At 74.8% G+C, this 21494-nt stretch carries 1 protein-coding gene (cut by a window edge); it reads right to left on the bottom strand.

Annotated features, from left to right (window positions below):
* On the bottom strand, nt 1–21492 hold the 5' portion of the coding sequence (locus KBX43_RS00040) for a type I polyketide synthase (protein WP_210882093.1). 8328 nt of this gene lie to the left of the window's left edge; 21492 of the gene's 29820 nt are visible here — the first part of the coding sequence; its start codon is at nt 21490–21492; its stop codon lies off the left edge, out of view.
* Nucleotides 21493–21494 lie beyond the last annotated feature (2 nt).

Raw genomic sequence — 21494 nt, 5'->3', positions numbered from 1 at the left:
CCGATCCTGCGGACGCTCCTGCCCGTACGTCGCCAGCAGAGCCTGCGCCTCGATCGGGTCACCCAGCGTCGTACCCGTACCGTGCGCCTCCACCACATCCACCTCGGCGGTGGTGAGCCGCGCGTTCGCGAGGGCCTGCCGGATCACCCGCTGCTGCGACGGACCGTTCGGCGCGGTCAGCCCGTTCGACGCACCGTCCTGGTTCACGGCCGTGCCCCGCACCACCGCCAGCACGCGGTGCCCGTTGCGCCGCGCGTCCGACAGCCGCTCCACGAGCAGCACGCCGACGCCCTCGGACCAGCCGGTGCCGTCGGCGGACGCCGCGAACGACTTGCAGCGGCCGTCGGCCGACAGGCCGCGCTGCCGGGAGAACTCGATGAACGTCCCCGGCGTCGCCATCACCGTCACACCACCGGCCAACGCCAGGTCACACTCGCCGGAACGCAGCGCCTGCGCGGCGAGGTGCAGCGCGACGAGGCTGGAAGAACAAGCGGTGTCGACGGTGACGGCCGGGCCCTCGAGCCCGAAGGTGTAGGCGACCCGACCGGACAGCACGCTGCCGGAGGTGCCGGTCCCGACGTAGCCCTCCACCTCGGTCGGCAGGTCCATGAGCCGGGAGGCGTAGTCGTGGTACATGACACCGGCGAACACACCCGTCCGGCTGCCCCGCAACCGCTGCGGATCAAGCCCCGCCGACTCGAACGACTCCCACGACGCCTCCAGCAGCAACCGCTGCTGCGGATCCATCGCGAGCGCCTCACGCGGCGAGATACCGAAGAAACCGGGGTCGAACTCTGCCGCGCCGTACAGGAAACCACCACGCCGCGTATACGACGTACCGCTACGCCCCGGATCCGGATCGAACAACGACTCCAGATCCCAACCGCGATCCGCCGGGAACTCCCCGATCCCCTCACCGCCGCCGGCCAGCAACTCCCACAGTTCGTCGGGGGATTCCACCCCGCCCGGGTAACGGCAGGCCATGCCCACGATCGCGATCGGCTCGTCGGCGCCGACGACCGTGCCGGCGACCTGTGCGCTGGCCGACGCGCTGACGCCGGCCAGCTCCGACCACAGGTGGTCGGCGAGCACGGCCGGGGTCGGATAGTCGAACACCAGCGTCGAGGCCAGCCGCAGCCCGGTGGCCGCGTTCAACCGGTTACGCAGGTCCACCGCCGTCAGCGAGTCGAAGCCCAGCTCCCGGAACGCCCGGTCCGCCGGCACCGACTCCGCACCACCGTGCCCCAACACCTGCGCGACCAGACCCCGTACCAGCACGTCGACCTGGGCGCGGCCCTCGTCCTCGGTGAGCCCGGCGAGCCGGTCGGCCCAGCCGCCACCGCCCTGCCCCGCCTGGCGGCGGGTGCCGGTCACGCCGATCAGGGTGCGCAGCACGGCCGGCACGGGGCCGCCGGAGGTCGCCGCCCGCAGCGCGGGCACGTCGATCACGGCCGGTACGAGGGCCGGACGGTCGGCACGCAGGGCGGCGTCGAAGAGTTCCAGCCCGACCTCGGCGCTCATCGGCGTCAGACCCGCCCGCGCGGACCGCGCCCGGTCCGCCTCGTCGATCGAGGCGGCCATGCCGGCGGTGTCCCACATTCCCCACGCGAGACTGACGGCCGGCAACCCGAGCTGCCGCCGGTGGACCGCAAGCCCGTCGAGGAAGGCGTTGCCCGCCGCGTACGCCGACTGACCGGGCGAGCCGAGCACACCCGCCACCGACGAGAACACCACGAACAGATCCAGATCCAGACCCGCCGTCGCCTCGTGCAGGAACCAACCCGCCGACACCTTCGGCGCCAACACCCCGGCCAGCCGCGCCGCCGTCAGCCCCTCCACGACACCGTCGTCCAGGACGCCGGCGGTGTGCACGACACCCGCCAGCCGACCCTCGGCGGTGACCTCGGCAACCAAAGCGCCGACCTGGTCCCGGTCGGTCACGTCACAGGCGGCGATCCGCACGGACGCGCCCAGCGCGGACAGCCGCTCCGACATCTCGCCCGCACCGGCGGCTTCCGGACCGCGCCGCGACACGAGCACCAGCGACCGCACGCCGTGCACCGACACCAGGTGCTCCGCGACCAGCGCCCCGAGCGCACCCGTACCGCCGGTCACCAGCACCGCGCCGTCACCCAGGCTGGGCGTCTGCGCGGCCGTGATGCCGGCCCGGACCAGGCGCGGCGAGTACACCGCGCCCTCGCGGACGGCGAGCTGGCCGCCGGTCATGGCCGGTTCCCGCAGGACGCCGTCCAGCAGGGCAACCAGCGCGGCGTCCAGGTCGCCGTCGACGTCCGCGAGGACCATGCGGCCCGGGTGCTCCGACTGCGCCGAACGCAGCAGACCCCACACCGCCGCGCTCGCCAGGTCGGTCACCCGGTCGCCGTCGCCGATCGACACCGCACCCCGGGTCACGACCACGAGCCGCGAGTCCGCCAGGGCGTCCGCCGCGAGCCAGGACTGCACCGTCGCCAGCACGTCCGAGGTCACTGCCCGGACCGACTCCGGCGTCGCCGCGCCGGGCGCGGGGAACACCGGCAGCAGCAGCGTCCGGGGGACGGACTCCTTCCCCGTGACCGTCGCCACGTCGGCGTACGTGGGCATTCCTACCGGTGCCGGCAGCTCCAGGCCGCCGGTCACCAGCGCCCATCCGGAAAGCTCCCCGGCGGGTGCGGTCTGCACGGCCGGCCACCGCAGCTCGAACAGCGACCGCGAGGCCACGCCCGGCGCGGCCGCGCCGGTCAGCTCTCGCAGGACGAGGGAGTCCATCGACACGACCGGCGCGCCCACCTCGTCGTACGCGGCCAGCCGCAGCCCGGAGCCGTCGCGGGTCAGCCGCACCCGCAGCGTCCCCGCGCCTGCGGCGTGGACCTGCACGCCCTCGAAGGCGAACGGCACCCGTGGTCCGCTCGATTCCTCGCCACCGAGCAGCAGCCCGATCGGGTGCAGGGCGGCGTCCAGCAGCGCCGGGTGCACGCCGAATCCGGCGCTCTCCGTGGCGGCGGCCTCCGGCAGGGCCACCTCGGCGAACAGTTCGTCGCGGCCGACCCAGGCGCGCTGGAGTCCCTGGAAGACCGGCCCGTACGCCAGGCCGTGCTCCGCCAGCGTCGCGTACCACCCCGCGAGGTCCACCTCCGACGTCGGGGCGGGGGGCCAGGTGATCGTGTCGGGCTCGTCGGCGGTGGACGCCTCCAGCACACCCTCCGCGTGCCGGGTCCAGCCCGCCTCGGGATCGTCGTCGGGGCGGGAGTAGACGGCGACGGGACGTTGCGGCGACTCCGACGTGGACACCCGCACCTGAATGCGTACGCCGCCGGATTCGGGGAGCATCAGCGGGGCGGCCATGGTCAGCTCCCGCAGCCGGGAGAGGCCCACCTCGTCGCCGGCCCGTACGGCCAGCTCGACCAGGGCCGTGCCGGGTACGAGCGTCAGCCCGGAGACCGTGTGGTCGGCCAGCCACGGGTGCGTGGTCAGGGAGAGCCGGCCGGTCAGCACCATCTCGTCGTCGCCGGCCAGGTCCACTGTCGCGCCGAGCAGCGGGTGCCCGGTGCGGCCGAGTCCGGCCCCGGACACGTCGCCCGTACGCGCCCGGCCGGCGGTGGGCCAGTAGCGCTGGTGCTGGAAGGCGTACGTGGGCAGGTCGACGCGGCGCGCGCCGGTGTCGGCGAACCACTGCGTCCAGGTCACCGGCATCCCGTGTACGTGCAGCTCGGCCAGGGCGTGCAGCAGCGCGTGCGCCTCCGGACGGTCCCGGCGCTGCACCGCGACGGCCAGCACACCGTCGTCGTCGGGCAGCAGGTCGGCGGTCATCGCGGTCAGGACGCTCTGCGGGCCGACCTCCAGGAACGTGTCCACACCGGCAGCCCGCACAGCGGCGATCCCATCGGCGAAGCGCACCGCCTCGCGCACATGCCGCACCCAATACTCCGGCGTGCAGATCTCGCCTGCGTCGGCCAGGGCCCCGGTCACGTTCGACACGACCGGCAGCAGCGGCGTGGCAAAGGTGAGGCCGTGCAGGACCGCGTGGAAATCGGCCAGCATCGGCTCCATCAGCGGGCTGTGGAACGCGTGGCTCACCGTCAGCCGGCGAGTGCGCACGCCCCGCTCCCGCCAGACCCGCTCCACCTCGTCCAGGGCCTCGACGGCACCCGAGACGACGACGGCGGCAGGCCCGTTGACGGCCGCGATACCGAGGCGGCCGGTCATCCCGACGATCGACTCGACCACCGCAGCCTCATCGGCGGCCACGGCCAGCATGCCGCCGCCCGTGGGCAGCGCCTGCATCAACCGACCCCGCGCGGCGACGAGCTGACACGCGTCGGCCAGGGACAACACGCCCGCGACATGCGCCGCCGTCACCTCACCGATCGAGTGACCAGCCAGCATGTCCGGCACGATCCCGAACGACTCCACCAGACGGAACAGCGCCACCTCGACCGCGAACAACCCGGCCTGCGTGAACACCGTCTGATCCAGCAACCCCGCCTCAGCGGAACCCTCCGACGCGAACAGCACGTCCTTGAGCGGACGCGGCAGCAGCGGATCGAGGTGCGCACACACCTCGTCCAGCGCGGCGGCGAACACCGGGAACCCGGCCGACAGCTCCCGGCCCATCCCGGCGCGCTGCGCGCCCTGGCCGGAGAAGAGCAGCGCGAGCTGGCCACGCTGGCCGGTGGCGCCGGAGACGACCGTACCGGTGGGGTCGCCGTCGGCGAGGGCGGTCAACGCCGCGACCAGGTCGTCCCGGTCGGCGGCGGTGACGACCGCCCGGTGTTCCAGCGCGGGCCGGGTGGTGACGGAGGACCAGGCCACGTCCAGCGGACGCGGGGCCTCGTCGACGGTCAGCCAGCGCGCCCACCGGCCTGCCTGCGCCGACAGCGCGGCGGCGTCGCGGGCCGACAGCAGCACCGGCACGACCGGCGGCACGTCGCGGGCGACGACCTCCCCCTCAACCACCTCGGCAGGCGGCTGCTCGATGATCACATGCGCGTTCGTGCCGGAGATCCCGAACGACGACACCGCCGCCCGACGCGGCCGGTCCACGGCCGGCCACGGGGTGGGCTCGGTCGCGAGGGCCACCGCCCCGGCCGTCCAGTCGATGTGTGGGGACGGCTCATCCACGTGCAGGGTCGGCGGGACGACGCCGTGGCGCATCGCCATGACCATCTTGATCACACCAGCCACACCGGCGGCGGCCTGCGTGTGCCCGATGTTCGACTTGACCGAGCCGAGCCACAACGGCTCCCGCCCCTGCCGGTCCTGCCCGTACGTGGCCAGGACGGCCTGCGCCTCGATCGGGTCACCCAGCGTCGTACCCGTACCGTGCGCCTCCACGGCGTCCACGTCGGCCGCAGTGAGCCGCGCGTTCGCCAACGCCTGCCGGATCACCCGCTGCTGCGACGGACCGTTCGGCGCCGTCAGCCCGTTCGACGCACCGTCCTGGTTCACGGCCGTGCCCCGCACCACGGCGTAGATCTTCCGGCCCTCGCGCTGGGCGTCGGAGAGCCGCTGCACCAGCAGCACGCCGACGCCCTCGGACCAGCCGGTGCCGTCGGCGGACGCCGCGAACGACTTGCAGCGGCCGTCGGCCGACAGGCCGCGCTGCCGGGAGAACTCGATGAACGTGCCCGGCGTCGCCATCACCGTCACACCACCGGCCAACGCCAGATCGCACTCGCCGGAACGCAGCGCCTGCGCGGCGAGGTGCAGCGCCACCAGCGACGACGAGCACGCCGTGTCGACGGTGACCGCCGGCCCCTCCAGCCCGAAGGTGTAGGCGACCCGACCGGACAGCACGCTGCCCGACGTGCCCGTGCCGACGAAGCCCTCGGCGTCCGGCGGCAGGTCCATCAGGCGGGAGGCGTAGTCGTGGTACATGACACCGGCGAACACACCCGTCCGGCTGCCCCGCAACCGCTGCGGATCAAGCCCCGCCGACTCGAACGACTCCCACGACGCCTCCAGCAGCAACCGCTGCTGCGGATCCATCGCCAGGGCCTCGCGCGGCGAGATACCGAAGAAGCCCGGGTCGAACTCCGCCGCCCCGTACAGGAAACCACCATGGCGCGTGTACGACGTGCCGCTGTGCTCCGGGTCCGGGTCGAACAGGCTCTCCAGGTCCCAGCCGCGATCGGTGGGGAACTCCGAGATCCCGTCGCCGCCGCCGGCCAGCAACGCCCACAGCTGGTCCGGACTGTCGACGCCACCGGGGTAGCGGCAGGCCATGCCCACGATCGCGATCGGCTCGTCGGTGCCGGCGGTGAGCACCGCCGTCTGGCGGGCGGTGATCTGCCCGGAGACCTGCTCGTGCAGGTGGTCGGCGAGCACGGCCGGGGTCGGGTAGTCGAAGACCAGCGTCGAGGCCAGCCGCAGCCCGGTGGCCGCGTTCAACCGGTTACGCAGGTCCACCGCCGTCAGTGAGTCGAAGCCCAGCTCCCGGAACGCCCGGTCCGCCGGCACCGACTCCGCACCACCGTGCCCCAGCACCTGCGCGACCAGGCCGCGCACCAGCACGTCGATCTGGGCGCGTGCCTCGTCGGGCGCCAGGCCCGCGAGCTGGTTGGCCCAGTCGCCGCTCCGCGCGGCCCGTCGCCGGGCCGCCGTCGACCCGATCAGGGTACGCAGCACGGCCGGCGCCGGGCCGGCGCCGAGCGCTGCGCGCATCGCCGGTACGTCGATCACAGCCGGCACCAACGCCGGCCGCTCCGCCACCAGGGCGGCGTCGAAGAGTTCCAGCCCGATCTCGGCGCTCATCGGTGTCAGACCCGCCCGCGCGGACCGCGCCCGGTCCGCCTCGTCGATCGAGGCGGCCATGCCGGCCGTGTCCCACATCCCCCACGCCAGACTCACCGCAGGCAACCCGAGCTGCCGCCGGTGGACCGCCAACCCGTCCAGGAACGCGTTACCCGCCGCGTACGCCGACTGACCCGGCGAACCCAACACACCAGCAACCGACGAGAACACCACGAACAGATCCAGATCCAGACCCGCCGTCGCCTCATGCAGGAACCAACCCGCCGACACCTTCGGCGCCAACACCCTTGCCAGACGCTCCTCGGTGACCCGCTCGATCACCCCGTCATCCAACACACCAGCGGTGTGCACCACACCCGCCAGCCGACCCCCGGCAACGACCTCCGCCACCAGACCGAACACCTGGTCCCGGTCCGTCACGTCACAGGCAACGACCCGCACCGACGCACCCAGCGCCGACAGCCGCTCCGACAGCTCGCCCGCACCGGCGGCTTCCGGACCACGCCGCGACACCAGCACCAGCGACCGCACACCATGCGCCGACACCAGATGCTCCGCCACCAACGCCCCGAGCGCACCCGTACCACCGGTCACCAGCACCGCACCGTCACCCACGACCGGCGTCTCCACCGACGCCGGGGCGACCGCACGCACCAGACGCGGCACGAACACCTCACCCGCACGCACCGCGACCTGACCACCGAACGCCACCGGCTCGTCGGCCACCGTGGTCAGCACACCCAGCAGCCCGGCGTCCACGTCGCCGTCCACGTCCGCCAGCACGATGCGGCCCGGGTGCTCCGACTGCGCCGAACGCAGCAGACCCCACACCGCCGCACCTGCCAGGTCGGACACCCGATCGTCCGCCGCCACCGACACCGCGCCCCGGGTCACCACCACCAGCCGCGACTCCGCCAGCGCGTCCGCCGCCAGCCAGGACCGCACGGTCGCCAGCACGGCCGTGGTCGCCGCGCGTACCGCGTCGGGGACGGCGCTCTCCGGCGCGTCGAGCGGCAGCAGCAGCGCCCTCGGTGCGACCGTCCGGCCGGCGTCGACCGCCGCGACGAGCGCCTCGACGTCGCCGTACGCCGGCAGGTCGGCGGTTGCCGGCGAGCCGACCAGCGCCCACCCGGAGAGGTCCCCGGTGGCGGCGATCTCCTCGGCCTGCCAGGTGAGTTCGAACATCGCGCGGGCTGCCGCGCCCGCCGTGGTCACGCCGGTCAGCTCGCGCAGGGCGAGGGAGTCGACCGAGACCACGGCCGCGCCCGACTCGTCGCACGCGACCAGACGCACCGCCGAGCCCTTACGCGACAGCCGGACCCGCAGCACCCGCGCGCCCGAGGCATACACCTGCACACCCTCGAACGCGAACGGCACCCGCGGCCCACCCGGACCCTCCGCACCCACCAGCAGCCCGATCGGATGCAGCGCCGCATCCAGCAGCGCCGGGTGCACACCGAAGCGCGCCGCCTCCGTCGCCACCTCATCCGGCAACGCCACCTCGGCGAACACCTCGTCGCCGCCCGTCCACACCCGGCGCAGCCCCCGGAACACCGGCCCGTACGACAGGCCACGCTCCGCAAGCACCGGATACCAGCCCGCCACGTCCACCTCGGACGCACCGACCGGCGGCCACTCCCCCACGCCCGGCTCGTCGGCCGACGCCGGCTCCAGCACGCCCTCCGCATGCCGCACCCAGTCAGCCTCCGGATCACCCTCGGACTGCGAGTGCACCGCCACGACCCGGGTGCCGGTCTCGTCGGCCGCGCCGACGCGCACCTGCACCCGCACCGCGCCGGACTCCGGCAGCACCAGCGGCGCGGCCACGGTCAGCTCCCGCACCCGCGACGCGCCCACCTCGTCACCCGCCCGCACCGCCAGTTCCACCAGCGCGGTGCCCGGCACCACCACGGCGCCGGAGACGATGTGGTCCGCGAGCCACGCGTGCGTCGACGTCGAGAGCCGGCCGGTCAGCACCACCATGTCCTCGCCGGCCACAGAGACCGCCGCGCCGAGCAGCGGGTGCCCGGCGACGCCGAGGCCCGCCCCGGACACGTCGGCGGTACGCGTCTGGCCCGCGCCGAGCCAGTACCGCTGGTGCTGGAAGGCGTACGTGGGCAGGTCGACCCGGGCGGCGCCGGCGTCGGTGAACCACTGCGTCCAGGTCACCGGGACACCGTGGACGTGCAGGTCGGCGAGGGCGTACAGCAGTGCCTGCGGGGCGGGCCGGTCCCGACGCTGGACGGCCACCGCCAGCGCGTCATCGGCGAGCAGGTCGGCGTTCATAGCGGTCAGGACGCTCTGCGGGCCGATCTCCAGGAAGGTGTCGACCCCGGTGGCCCGCAGGGCGGCGATGCCGTCGGCGTAGCGGACGGCCTCCCGCACGTGCCGCACCCAGTACTCGGCGCGGGTGATCTCCTGCGGGTCGGCGAGCGCGCCGGTCAGGTTCGACACCACCGGCAGCAGCGGCGCCCGGAACGCCAGCCCCGCCAGGACGGCGCGGAACTCGTCGAGCATCGGCTCCATCAGCGGGCTGTGGAACGCGTGGCTGACGGTGAGCCGGCGGGTCCGCACGCCCCGGTCGCGCCAGACCCGCTCCACCTCGTCCAGGGCCTCGACGGCACCGGAGACGACGACGGCGGCAGGCCCGTTGACGGCCGCGATACCGAGGCGGCCGGTCATCCCGGCGAGAGACTCCGCCACCGCAGCCTCGTCGGCGGCCACGGCCAGCATGCCGCCGCCCGTGGGCAACGCCTGCATCAACCGACCCCGCGCGGCCACGAGGACGCACGCGTCGGCCAGGGACAACACCCCGGCCACATACGCCGCGGTCACCTCACCGATCGAGTGACCAGCCACCACGTCGGGCACGACCCCGAACGACTCCACCAGGCGGAACAACGCCACCTCGACCGCGAACAACCCGGCCTGCGTGAACACCGTCTGATCCAGCAACCCCGCCTCGGCGGTGCCCGCCTCGGCGAACAGCACCTCCCGCAACGGACGCGGCAACAACGGATCGAGGTGTCCACACACCTCGTCCAACGCGGTCGCGAACACGGGGAACAGGGCGGACAACTCCCGGCCCATCCCCGCACGCTGCGCACCCTGGCCGGAGAAGAGCACGGCCAGCTGCGTACGCGTCGTGCCGGTCCCCGTTGCCACGGCGGCGGCCGGCTCACCGGCAGCGAGCGCCCGCAGCCCGGCCAGCAGTTCGTCCCGGCCCGTCGCGGTGACCACCGCACGGTGCTCCAGCACGGCCCGGCTGACTGTCGACGACCAGCCGACGTCGGCGGGGCGCAGTTTCTCGTCGTCGGCGATCCAGCGGGCCCAGCGGTCGGCCTGCGCCGCGACGGCGGCCTCGGAGCGGGCCGAGAGCAGCACGGGCGTCGGCAGCGACCCGGCGGCGGGCGTCGGCGCGTGCTCGCCCCGGGTGGGCTCCGCTTCGGCGGGGGGCTGCTCGATGATCACGTGCGCGTTGGTGCCGCTGACGCCGAACGACGAGATCGCGGCGCGACGGGGCCGGCCCGCCGCGGGCCAGTCGCGGGCCTCGGTGAGCAGGGAGACCGCCCCGGCGCTCCACTCGATGTGCGGGGACGGCTCGTCGACGTGCAGCGTCGACGGCAGCACCCCGTGCCGCATCGCCATGATCATCTTGATGATGCCGGCCGCCCCGGCGGCGGCCTGGGTGTGGCCGATGTTCGACTTGATCGAGCCCAGCCACAGCGGCCGGTCGGCGGGCCGGTCCTGCCCGTACGTCGCCAGCAGGGCCTGCGCCTCGATCGGGTCACCCAGGGTCGTGCCGGTGCCGTGCGCCTCGACGGCGTCCACGTCGGCGGTGGTGAGCCGGGCGTTCGCCAGGGCCTGCCGGATGACCCGCTGCTGCGACGGGCCGTTGGGGGCAGTCAGCCCGTTCGACGCGCCGTCCTGGTTCACGGCGCTGCCCCGTACCACCGCCAGGATCCGCCGGCCCTCCCGCTGCGCGTCGGAGAGTCGTTGCACCAGCAGCACGCCGACGCCCTCTGACCAGCCCGTGCCGTCCGCCGACGCCGCGAACGACTTGCAGCGACCGTCCTGCGACAGGCCCCGCTGGCGGGAGAACTCGATGAACGTGCCGGGCGTCGCCATCACCGTCACGCCACCGGCCAGCGCGAGATCGCACTCGCCGCCGCGCAGTGCCTGCACCGCGAGGTGCAACGCCACCAGCGACGACGAGCACGCCGTGTCGACAGTGACCGCCGGGCCTTCCAGGCCGAACGTGTACGCGACCCGGCCGGACAGCACGCTGCCGGAGGTGCCGGTGCCGAGGTAGCCGCCCACGCCCTCGGGCAGGTCCTGCACGCCGGAGGCGTAGTCGTGGTACATGAGCCCGGCGAAGACGCCGGTCCGGCTGCCACGTAGCCGCGACGGGTCGAGGCCGGCCGACTCGAACGTCTCCCAGGACGCCTCCAGCAGCAGTCGCTGCTGCGGGTCCATGGCGATCGCCTCGCGCGGCGAGATGCCGAAGAAGTCCGGGTCGAACTCGGCGGCCCCGTACAGGAAGCCACCGTGGCGGGTGTACGACGTCCCGGGGTTGTCCGGGTCGGGGTGGAAGAGCCGGTCGAGGTCCCAGCCCCGGTCGGTGGGGAACTCGCCGATACCGTCGGCGCCGGCGGCGACCAGGTCCCACAGCTGCTGCGGGTTCGTCACGCCGCCCGGGTAGCGGCAGGCCATGCCCACGATGGCGATCGGCTCGTCGACGTTTGTCGCCCGCACGGCCCGCTGCTGCTCGGCGACCTGGCCGGACAGCTGCTCGTACAGGTGCTCCGACAGGGCAGCGGGGGTCGGGTAGTCGAAGACGAGCGTCGACGTGAGCCGCAGTCCGCTCGCGCTGTTGATCCGGTTGCGCAGCTCGACGGCGGTCAGCGAGTCGAAGCCCAGTTCCCGGAACGCCCGGTCCGCCGGCACCGCCTCGGCGCCGCCGTGGCCGAGCACCTGCGCGATCATCCCGCGCACCAGCAGGGCCACCTGCGTACGCGCCTCCTGCGGGTCGAGGCCGGCCAGCCGGTCGGCCCACGCGCCGGTGCCGGAGCGGCGACGCTTCGCGGCCGGTCCCACCAGGCCCCGCAGCATCACCGGCACCCGGCCGGCGGCGGTCCGTGCCCGCATGGCGGGCAGGTCGACAACGGCCGGCACCAGCGCCGCGCCGCCGTGGGTCAGGGCGGCGTCCCACATCCCGAGCCCGACCGGGGCGGTCATCGGGACCAGACCGGCCCGGGTCACCCGCGCCCGGTCGGTGTCGTTGATCGACGCGGCCATGCCGTCGGTGTCCCACATGCCCCACGCGAGGCTGACGGCGGGCAGCCCGCGCTGCGCCCGCAGCACGGCGAGGGCGTCCAGGAAGGCGTTGCCGGCCGCGTACGCGGCCTGGCCGGGAGAGCCGAGCACCCCGGCGACGGAGGAGAAGAGCACGAACAGGTCGAGGTCCAGCTCGGCAGTCGCCTCGTGCAGCCACCAGCCCGCCGTGACCTTCGGGGCCAGCACGTCCGCCAGCCGGTCGGCGGTGATCCCGCTGACGATGCCGTCGTCGAGGACGCCGGCGGTGTGGACCACCCCGGCCAGGCGGTCGTCGGCGGTGATGGACCGGACCAGCTCGCCGACGCGCTCACGGTCGGTCACGTCCGTGGCGACCACGCGGGCGGTCGCGCCCAGCGCGGTCAGCCGCCGCACCAGCTCGTCGGCTCCGGGAGCCGCCGGGCCCTGCCGGGACGCCAGCACCAGCGAACGCACGCCGTAGGCGGTGACGAGGTGTTCGGACACCAGGGCGCCCAGCGATCCGGTGCCGCCGGTGACGAGAACGGTTCCCCCGCCGAGGGTCGCCGGGGTCCGCGCGGCGCCCGTGGCGCGGACCAGCCGCGGCAGGTACGCCGTACCCGAACGCACCGCGACCTGCCCGCCGAGGTCGGGGTCGTCGGCGGCGGCGAGCAGGGCCAGCAGGTCGGCGTCCAGGTCGGCGCCGGGTTCCAGGTCGGCCAGCACGAGCCGGCCGGGGTGCTCCGACTGGGCCGAGCGCAGCAGGCCCCAGACCGCCGCCCCCGCCAGGTCGCTGACGCGGTCGTCGGCGCCGGTGGTCACGGCGCCGCGGGTCACGACGACCAGCCGCGAGTCCGCCAGCGGCTCGGCCGCCAGCCACGCCTGCACCACGCCGAGGACGTCCGTCGTGGCGGAGCGCACCGCGTCGGGCACGTCCGTCCCGGAGGTCGCCGGGGTGACGGGTAGCAGCAGCGCCGCCGGGGCGGTGCCGTCCGTCGCCGCCGTGGTCAGAGCGGCGACGTCGGCGTACGCCGGGAGCTGCGGCGCGCCGTCGAGCGGGCGGTCACCGAGCACGGCCCAGCCGTACGCGCCGTCGGGCGCGGCGATCTGCTCGGGCTGCCAGGAGACCTCGAACAGGGATCGGTACGCCTCGTCCGGCGCGGCCGCCAGGCCGGTCATCTCGCGCAGTGCCAGCGAGTCCACCGACACCACGGGCACGCCCGTCTCGTCGGCGGCGACCAGCCGCACCGAGTTGCCGGAGGCGGTGAGGCGGACCCGGAGCGTCCGGGCGCCGACGGCGTGGACCTGCACACCCTCGAACGCGAACGGCACCCGGGGACCGCCGCCCGACTGGTCGGCGGGCAGCAGCCCGACGGGGTGCAGGGCGGCGTCCAGCAACGCCGGGTGCACCCCGAAGCCCGCCGGGTCACCGGTGACCTCGTCGGGGAGGGCGACCTCGGCGAACACCTCGCCGTCGGCGGTCCACGCCCGGCGCAGGCCCCGGAAGACCGGCCCGTACGCGAGCCCGTGCTCGGCGACCGTCGCGTACCAGCCGGTGACGTCCACCTCGGACGCGCCGGGTGGCGGCCAGGCGCCCGGGGTGGGCTCGTCGGCAGTGGGGACGCCGACGAGGCCGTCGGCGTGCCGGGTCCAGCCCGACTCGGAGTCGTCCTCGGGCTGGGAGTGCACGGTCACCGAGCGGCTGCCGGTCCCATCGACGGGACCGACCCGGACCTGGACCCGTACCCCGCCGCCGGTGGCGGGCAGCACGAGCGGGGCGAGGACGGTCAGCTCGCGGACGCGGGACGCGCCGACCTCGTCGCCCGCGCGGACGACGAGGTCCACCAGCGCGGTGCCCGGCACCACCACGGCGCCGGAGACGATGTGGTCGGCGAGCCACGGGTGCGTCGACACCGACAGCCGGCCGGTCAGCACCACCATGTCCTCGCCGGCGACCGACACCGCCGCGCCGAGCAGCGGGTGCCGCGCCACGCCGAGGCCGGCCCCGGAGACGTCGGCGGACTGGCCGGTGGGCGGCAGCCAGTACCGCTCCCGCTGGAAGGCGTACGTGGGCAGGTCGACCCGCCGCGCGCCGGTCTCGGCGAACCACTGTGCCCAGGTCACCGGCATCCCGTGCACGTGCAACTCGGCCAGGGCGTGCAGCAACGCCTGCGCCTCCGGACGGTCCCGGCGCTGCACAGCCACCGCCAGCACGGCGTCGTCGTCGGGCAGCACGTCGGCGTTCATGGCGGTCAGGACGCTCTGCGGACCGATCTCCAGGAACGTGTCCACCCCGGCAGCCCGCAGAGCGGTGATCCCGTCGGCGTAGCGCACCGCCTCGCGCACATGCCGCACCCAATAGTCGGCCGTGCGGATCTCGTCGCCGGCCAGGGCCCCGGTCACGTTCGACACCACCGGCAGCAGCGGCGTGGCAAAGGTGAGGCCGTGCAGGACCGCGCGGAAATCGGCCAGCATCGGCTCCATCAACGGACTGTGGAACGCATGGCTCACCGTCAGCCGGCGAGTGCGCACGCCCCGCTCCCGCCAGACCCGCTCCACCTCGTCCAGGGCCTCGACGGCACCCGATACCACCACAGCGGCAGGCCCGTTAACCGCCGCGATACCAACCCTGCCGGTCAGCCCCGCGAGAGACTCCACCACCGCAGCCTCGTCGGCGGCCACCGCCAGCATCCCGCCACCGGCCGGCAGCGCCTGCATCAACCGACCCCGCGCCGCCACCAACTGACACGCGTCCGCCAGGGACAACACGCCCGCGACATGCGCCGCCGTCACCTCGCCGATCGAGTGACCAGCCAGCATGTCGGGAACAATCCCGAACGACTCCACCAGGCGGAACAACGCCACCTCGACCGCGAACAACCCCGCCTGCGTGAACACCGTCTGATCCAGCAACTCCGCCTCAGCACTACCCGCCTCAGCGAACAGCACCTCCTTGAGCGGACGCGGCAACAACGGATCCAGGTGACTGCACACCTCGTCCAACGCGGCGGCGAACACCGGGAACAGGGCGGACAACTCCCGACCCATCCCGGCGCGCTGCGCACCCTGACCCGAGAACAGCAGCGCCAACTGGCCGCGCTGGCCGCCCGGGCCGGTGAGCACGCCGGCCGAGACCTCGCCCGCCGACACGGCTTCGAGGCCCGCCAGCAGTTCGTCCCGGCTCGCCCCGCACACGACGGCCCGGTGCTCCAGTACGGAACGCGACGCCACCGACGACCACGCCACGTCGAGCGGGCGCGGGGCCCCGGTGCCGCCGAGCCACTGCGCCCAGCGGCCGGCCTGCGCCGACAGCCCGGCCGCGTCGCGGGCCGACAGCAGCAGCGGCAGCACCGCCGGCACCCGGGACGGCTCGTCACCGGTGACCGGCTCGTCGCCGTCGGCCGGCTCGTCCGCGTCGGTCGGCGTGGGCGGCTGCTCCAGGATCAGGTGCACGTTCGTACCGCTGATGCCGAACGACGACACGGCGGCCCGGCGAGGCCGGTCCACCGCCGGCCAGGGGCGCGCCTCGGTGAGCAGGGAGACCGCGCCGGCGGACCAGTCCACGTGAGGGGTCGGCTCGTCGAGGTGCAGGGTCCGTGGGAGCAGGCCGTACCGCATCGCCTGCACCATTTTGATCATGCCGGCGACGCCGGCGGCGGCCTGGCTGTGGCCGATGTTCGACTTGATCGAGCCGAGCAGCAGCGGCCGGTCGGCGGGGCGGCCCTGGCCGTACGTGGCCAGCAGGGCCTGCGCCTCGATCGGGTCACCGAGGACGGTGCCGGTGCCGTGCGCCTCGACGGCGTCCACGTCGGCCGTGGTCAGCCGCGCGTTCGCGAGGGCCTGCCGGATCACCCGCTGCTGGGCCGGCCCGTTGGGTGCGGTGAGACCGTTGGACGCGCCGTCCTGGTTGACGGCGCTGCCGGCGAGCACGGCGAGCACCTGGCGGCCCTGCCGCCGGGCGTCGGAGAGGCGCTGGACGAGCAGCACGCCGACGCCCTCCGACCAGCCGGTGCCGTCGGCGTCGGCGGCGAAGGACTTGCAACGCCCGTCCGGGGCGAGGCCGCCCTGGCGGGAGAACTCGACGAAGGCGCCGGGCGTCACCATGACGGTGACGCCGCCTGCCAGCGCCATGTCGCATTCGCCGCCGCGCAGCGCCTGGGCGGCCAGGTGCACAGCCACCAGCGAGGACGAGCAGGCGGTGTCGACCGTCACCGCCGGGCCCTCCAGCCCGAAGGTGTACGACACCCGGCCCGAGATGACGCTGTGCGCGCCGCCGGTGAGCTGGTAGCCGGCCAGCTCGGCCGGGGTGTCGGTGGTGCCGTAGCCCGACGGGGAGGCGCCCACGAAGACGCCGGTACGGCTGCCGCGCAGCTCCTCCGGGTCGATGCCGGCCTGCTCCATGGCCTCCCAGGACGCCTCCAGCAGCAGCCGCTGCTGCGGGTCCATGGCGACGGCCTCGCGCGGCGAGATGCCGAAGAAGCCCGGGTCGAATGTGGTGGCGCCGTCGACGAAGCCGCCCTCGCGGGTGTGTGAGACGGGTTGCCCGTCGGCGTCGACGGCCAGCAGCCGGCCCATGTCCCAGTGGCGGTCGTCGGGGAAGCCGCTGATGCCGTCACGCCCGGTGGCGACCAGCTCCCACAGGTCGTCCGGGTTGGCCACGCCGCCCGGGTAGCGGCAGCTCATGCCGACGATGACGATCGGGTCGTCGTCGACCGGCCCGGCGGGGCCCCAGGCGGTGACGGTCTCGACCTCGTGCAGGCGCAGCGTCGCCGACAGGTGGTCGGCGAGGGCGGCCGGGTTCGGGTAGTCGAAGACCAGGGTGGTGGGCAGGGTGAGGCCGGTGGCGGCGCCGAGCCGGTTGCGCAGCTCGACGGCGGTCAGCGAGTCGAAGCCGAGTTCCTTGAACGCCCGGTTGGCCTTGACCAGTTCGGTGCCGGAGTGGCCGAGCACGGCGGCGGTGTGCGTGCGTACGAGCTCGGTCAGGTGGCGGTCCTGCTCGGCGCGGGGCAGCGTCAGCAGGTGCTGCCGCAGCCCGCCGCCGACGGTGCCCTCCGGTTCCGCGTCGACCACGCGCAGGGAGTCGCGCGCCTCGGCGATGTCGTCGAGCAGGGGGCGGGCGCGGGCGGCGGCGAACGCCGGGGTGAACAGGGACCAGTCGACGTCCGCCACGGTCACCGCCGGCCCGGCCCGGCCGACGGCGCTGCGCAGCGCGTACACGGCCTGGGCCGGCGACATGGGGCTGAGGCCACGGCGGGCCAGCAGTTCCTGCCCCTCGCCACTGGCCATGCCGCCGTCGGCCCAGGGGCCCCACGCCACGGCGGTGGCGGTCAGGCCGCGGGCGCGGCGCCGCTCGGCGAGGGCGTCGAGGAAGGCGTTGCCGGCGGCGTACGCGGCCTGGCCGCCGCTGCCCCAGATGCCGGCGATCGAGGAGAACAGCACGAACGCGTCGAGCGGTCGGTCGCCCAGCAGCTCGTCCAGGTGCACGGCGCCGGCGATCTTGCCGTCGAGCACCCCGGCCAGGCCGGCGAGGTCGGTGTCGACGAGCATGTTCAGCTGGCCCACCCCGGCGGCGTGCACCACCGCGGTCAGGGGCGCCGGGTCGGCGTCGACGTCGCGCAGCAGCGCCTCGACGCGGGCGCGGTCGGCCATGTCGGCGGCGACCAGGCTCACCCGGGCGCCGAGCGCGGTCAGTTCGTCGCGCAGCTCGGCCGCCCCGGGGGCGTGCTCGCCGCGGCGGCTGGTCAGCACGAGGTGCTCGGCGCCGTTGGCCGCCGCCCAGCGGGCCACGTGCGCGCCGAGCGCCCCGGTGCCGCCGGTGACGAGGACGGTGCCGGACGGCTGCCAGCGGTCGACGGTGCCGACGGCCGCCGGCGTGGCGCGCACCAGGCGCCGCACGAAGACGCCGGAGGGCCGCACGGCAACCTGGTCCTCGTGGCCGCCCCCGGTCAGGACGCCCACCGCGTGGTCCCAGTCGCCGCGCCCGGGCGCGTCCGGCAGGTCGACCAGGCCGCCCCAGAGCTGCGGGTGTTCCAGCCCGGCGACCCGGGCCAGGCCCCACAGCCCGCCCTGGGCGACGCTGCGCACCGGGTCGGTGTCGCCGGTGCCGACAGCGCCCCGCGTGAGCATCCACAGTGGTGCCGCGACGTCGGCGGCGTGCAGGGCCTGCACCAGCGTCAGCGTGGCGGCCGTGCCGAGCGGCACCGCCGGCTGGCCGGGGTGGGGTCGCTCCAGCAGGCCCAGCAGGGAGACGATCCCGGTGAACGGGGTGTCCCTGACGGCGCCGGCCAGCCGCGACGTCACCTGGTCGCGCTCGGCGAGCGGGTCCACCGCCAGCCGGGACACCTCACCGCCGGCGGCGCTCAGCGCCCCCGCGAGCGCCCCGGCCCACTCGGTCGTGGCGGCGTCGTCGGCGGGCTCCACGAGCAGCCAGCGTCCCGGCGGGGTGAGCGGTGCGGGGACGGTGGTCCGCTTCCACACCACCCGGTACGACCAGCTGTCGACGACGGCGTCCCGCAGCCGCGCCTTGCGCCAGGACGACAGGACCGGCAGGGCCGGGGCCAGGACGCCCGCCCCGTCGGTGCCGAACTGCGCGGCGAGGGCCGCCACGTCGGAGCGCTCGACGGCCGACCAGAACTCGACGTCCACCACGTCCGGGCTGACCGGGCCGGTGGCCGAGGCCGGCATCTGCTCGGGCCAGTAGCGCTGCCGCTGGAACGCGTACGTGGGCAGGGCGACCGGGGTCGCTCCGGCGCCGGCGTAGAGGGCCGCCCAGTCGACGGGTACCCCGTTGACGTGCAGCTCGGAGAGGCCGGCGAGCAGGGCCCGCGCCTCGGCGCGGTCGGCGCGCTGCGCGGCGACGGCCAGCACCCCGTCGTCGGCGGGCAGGATGTCGCCGACCATCGCGGTCAGGACGCTGCGCGGGCCGATCTCCAGGAACGTGTCCACCCCGGCGGCGCGCAGCGCGGCGACCCCGTCGGCGAAACGCACAGCCTCCCGCACGTGCCGCACCCAGTAGTCGGGACTACGGATCTCGTCGACGTCAGCCGGCGCACCGGTCACGTTCGACACGACCGGCAACGCCGGCGCCTCGAACGTCAACCCCTCCAGGACCACCCGGAACTCGTCCAGCATCGGCTCCATCAACGGGCTGTGGAACGCATGACTCACCGACAACCGGCGCGTACGCACACCCCGCCCACGCCAGACCCGCTCCACCTCGTCGAGCGCCTCCACCGCACCGGAGACCACCACCGACGTCGGCCCGTTGACAGCCGCGACCCCCACACCGGTCAAGCCGTCCAGCGTCGCCAGCACATCGGCCTCGGCCGCCGCGACGGCCAACATCCCACCACCGGCCGGCAACGCCTGCATCAACCGGCCCCGCGCCGCCACCAACACACACGCATCCGCCAGCGACAACACCCCCGCCACATGCGCGGCCGTGACCTCGCCGATCGAGTGACCGCCGACCAGGTCGGGGGCGACGCCGAACGACTCCACCAGGCGGAACAACGCCACCTCGACCGCGAACAGACCCGCCTGCGTGAACACCGTCCGGTCCAGCAGCTCCGCCTCGGCGGAACCCTCGGGTGCGAACAGCACCTCCTTGAGCGGGCGCGGCAACAGCGCGTCGAGCTGTGCGCACACCTCGTCCAGCGCGGCGGCGAAGACCGGGAACTCCGCGTACAACTCCCGGCCCATGCCGGCACGCTGCGCGCCCTGACCGGAGAAGAGCACCGCGAGCGGACCCCGGTCGGCGGCCTGCCCGGCGACCAGCGCGCCGGACGGCTGCCCGGCGGCCAGGGCACGCAGCCCGGCCAGCAGCTCCTCACGGCCGGTCGCGGAGACCACGGCCCGGTGCTCCAGCGCGGAGCGCGACACGACCGACGACCAGCCGACGTCCACGGTGCGGAGGGCCTCGTCGTCCTCCAGCCACCGGGCCCAGCGACCCGCCTGCGCGCTGAGCGCTGCCTCGGAGCGGGCGGAGAGCAGCACGGGCACCGCCGGCAGGGCGACGGTGGGGGCCGGCCCGGTGTCGGCGGGGTCGGCGGCGTCCGGGGCGGGCGGTTCCTCGATGATGGTGTGCGCGTTCGTGCCGGAGATCCCGAACGACGACACGGCCGCCCGGCGGGGACGGTCGGTCGCGGGCCACGGCGTCGCCTCGGTCACCAGCGACACCTCGCCGGCCGACCAGTCCACCTTCGGCGTCGGCTCGTCGACGTGCAGGGTGGACGGCACGAGCCCGTGCCGCATCGCCATCACCATCTTGATCACACCGGCCACGCCGGCGGCCGACTGGCTGTGGCCGATGTTCGACTTGATCGAGCCGAGCAGCAGCGGCCGGTCGGCGGGGCGGCCCTGGCCGTACGTGGCCAGCAGGGCCTGCGCCTCGATCGGGTCACCGAGGACGGTGCCGGTGCCGTGCGCCTCGACGGCGTCCACGTCGGCCGTGGTCAGCCGCGCGTTCGCCAGGGCCTGCCGGATCACCCGCTGCTGGGCCGGCCCGTTGGGGGCGGTGAGACCGTTGGACGCGCCGTCCTGGTTGACGGCACTGCCGCGGATCACGGCGAGGATCGGGTGCCCCTTGCGCTGCGCGTCCGACAGCCGCTCCACCAGCAGGATGCCGACGCCCTCCGACCAGCCGGTGCCGTCGGCGGCGGCGGCGAACGACTTGCACCGGCCGTCCGGGGCGAGCCCCCGCTGCCGGGAGAAGCCCACGAACGGCCCAGGGGTGGCCATGACGCACACGCCGCCGGCCAGGGCCAGGTCGAAGTCGCCCTGCCGCAGCGCCTGGCACGCCAGGTGCAGGGCGACCAGCGACGACGAGCAGGCGGTGTCCACGGTGACCGCGGGGCCCTCCAGGCCGAGGGCGTACGCGATCCGCCCGGAGACGACGCTGGTGGCCGTACCGGTCAGCAGGTAGCCCTCGTCGGCGCCCTCGGCCTCGCTCTGCGGGCCCATGCCGTAGCCGTTGGCGGCGGTGCCGACGAAGACGCCGACCTTCTGCCCCCGCATCGAGGCGGGCGCGACGCCGGCGTGCTCGAACGCCTCCCACGACGTCTCCAGCAGCAGCCGCTGCTGGGGGTCCATCGCCACGGCCTCGCGCGGCGAGATGCCGAAGAACTCCGCGTCGAAGTCGGCCGCGTCGTAGAGGAAGCCGCCCTCGCGGGTGGTGGAGCGGCCGGCCCGGTCGGCGTCCGGGTCGTACAGGTTGTCCAGGTCCCAGCCCCGGTCCGTCGGGAAGCCGCCGATCGCGTCGCCGCCGGAGGCCACCAGGTCCCAGAGCTGCTCGGGGCTGGCGACGCCACCCGGATAGCGGCAGGACATCGCGACGATGGCGATCGGCTCCCTGGCGGCGGCGGTCAGCTGCTGGTTGAGCTGACGGAGGCGGCCCGTCTCCTTGAGCGACGCGCGAAGCGCCTCGACGACCTTGTCTGCGGACGTAGACATCA

The organism is Micromonospora sp. C41 (assembly GCF_018070485.1).
Taxonomy (GTDB): Bacteria; Actinomycetota; Actinomycetes; order Mycobacteriales; family Micromonosporaceae; genus Micromonospora; species Micromonospora chalcea.
The sequence above is the reverse complement of the archived record's forward strand: the minus strand, read 5'-3'. Positions and strand labels throughout refer to the sequence as shown.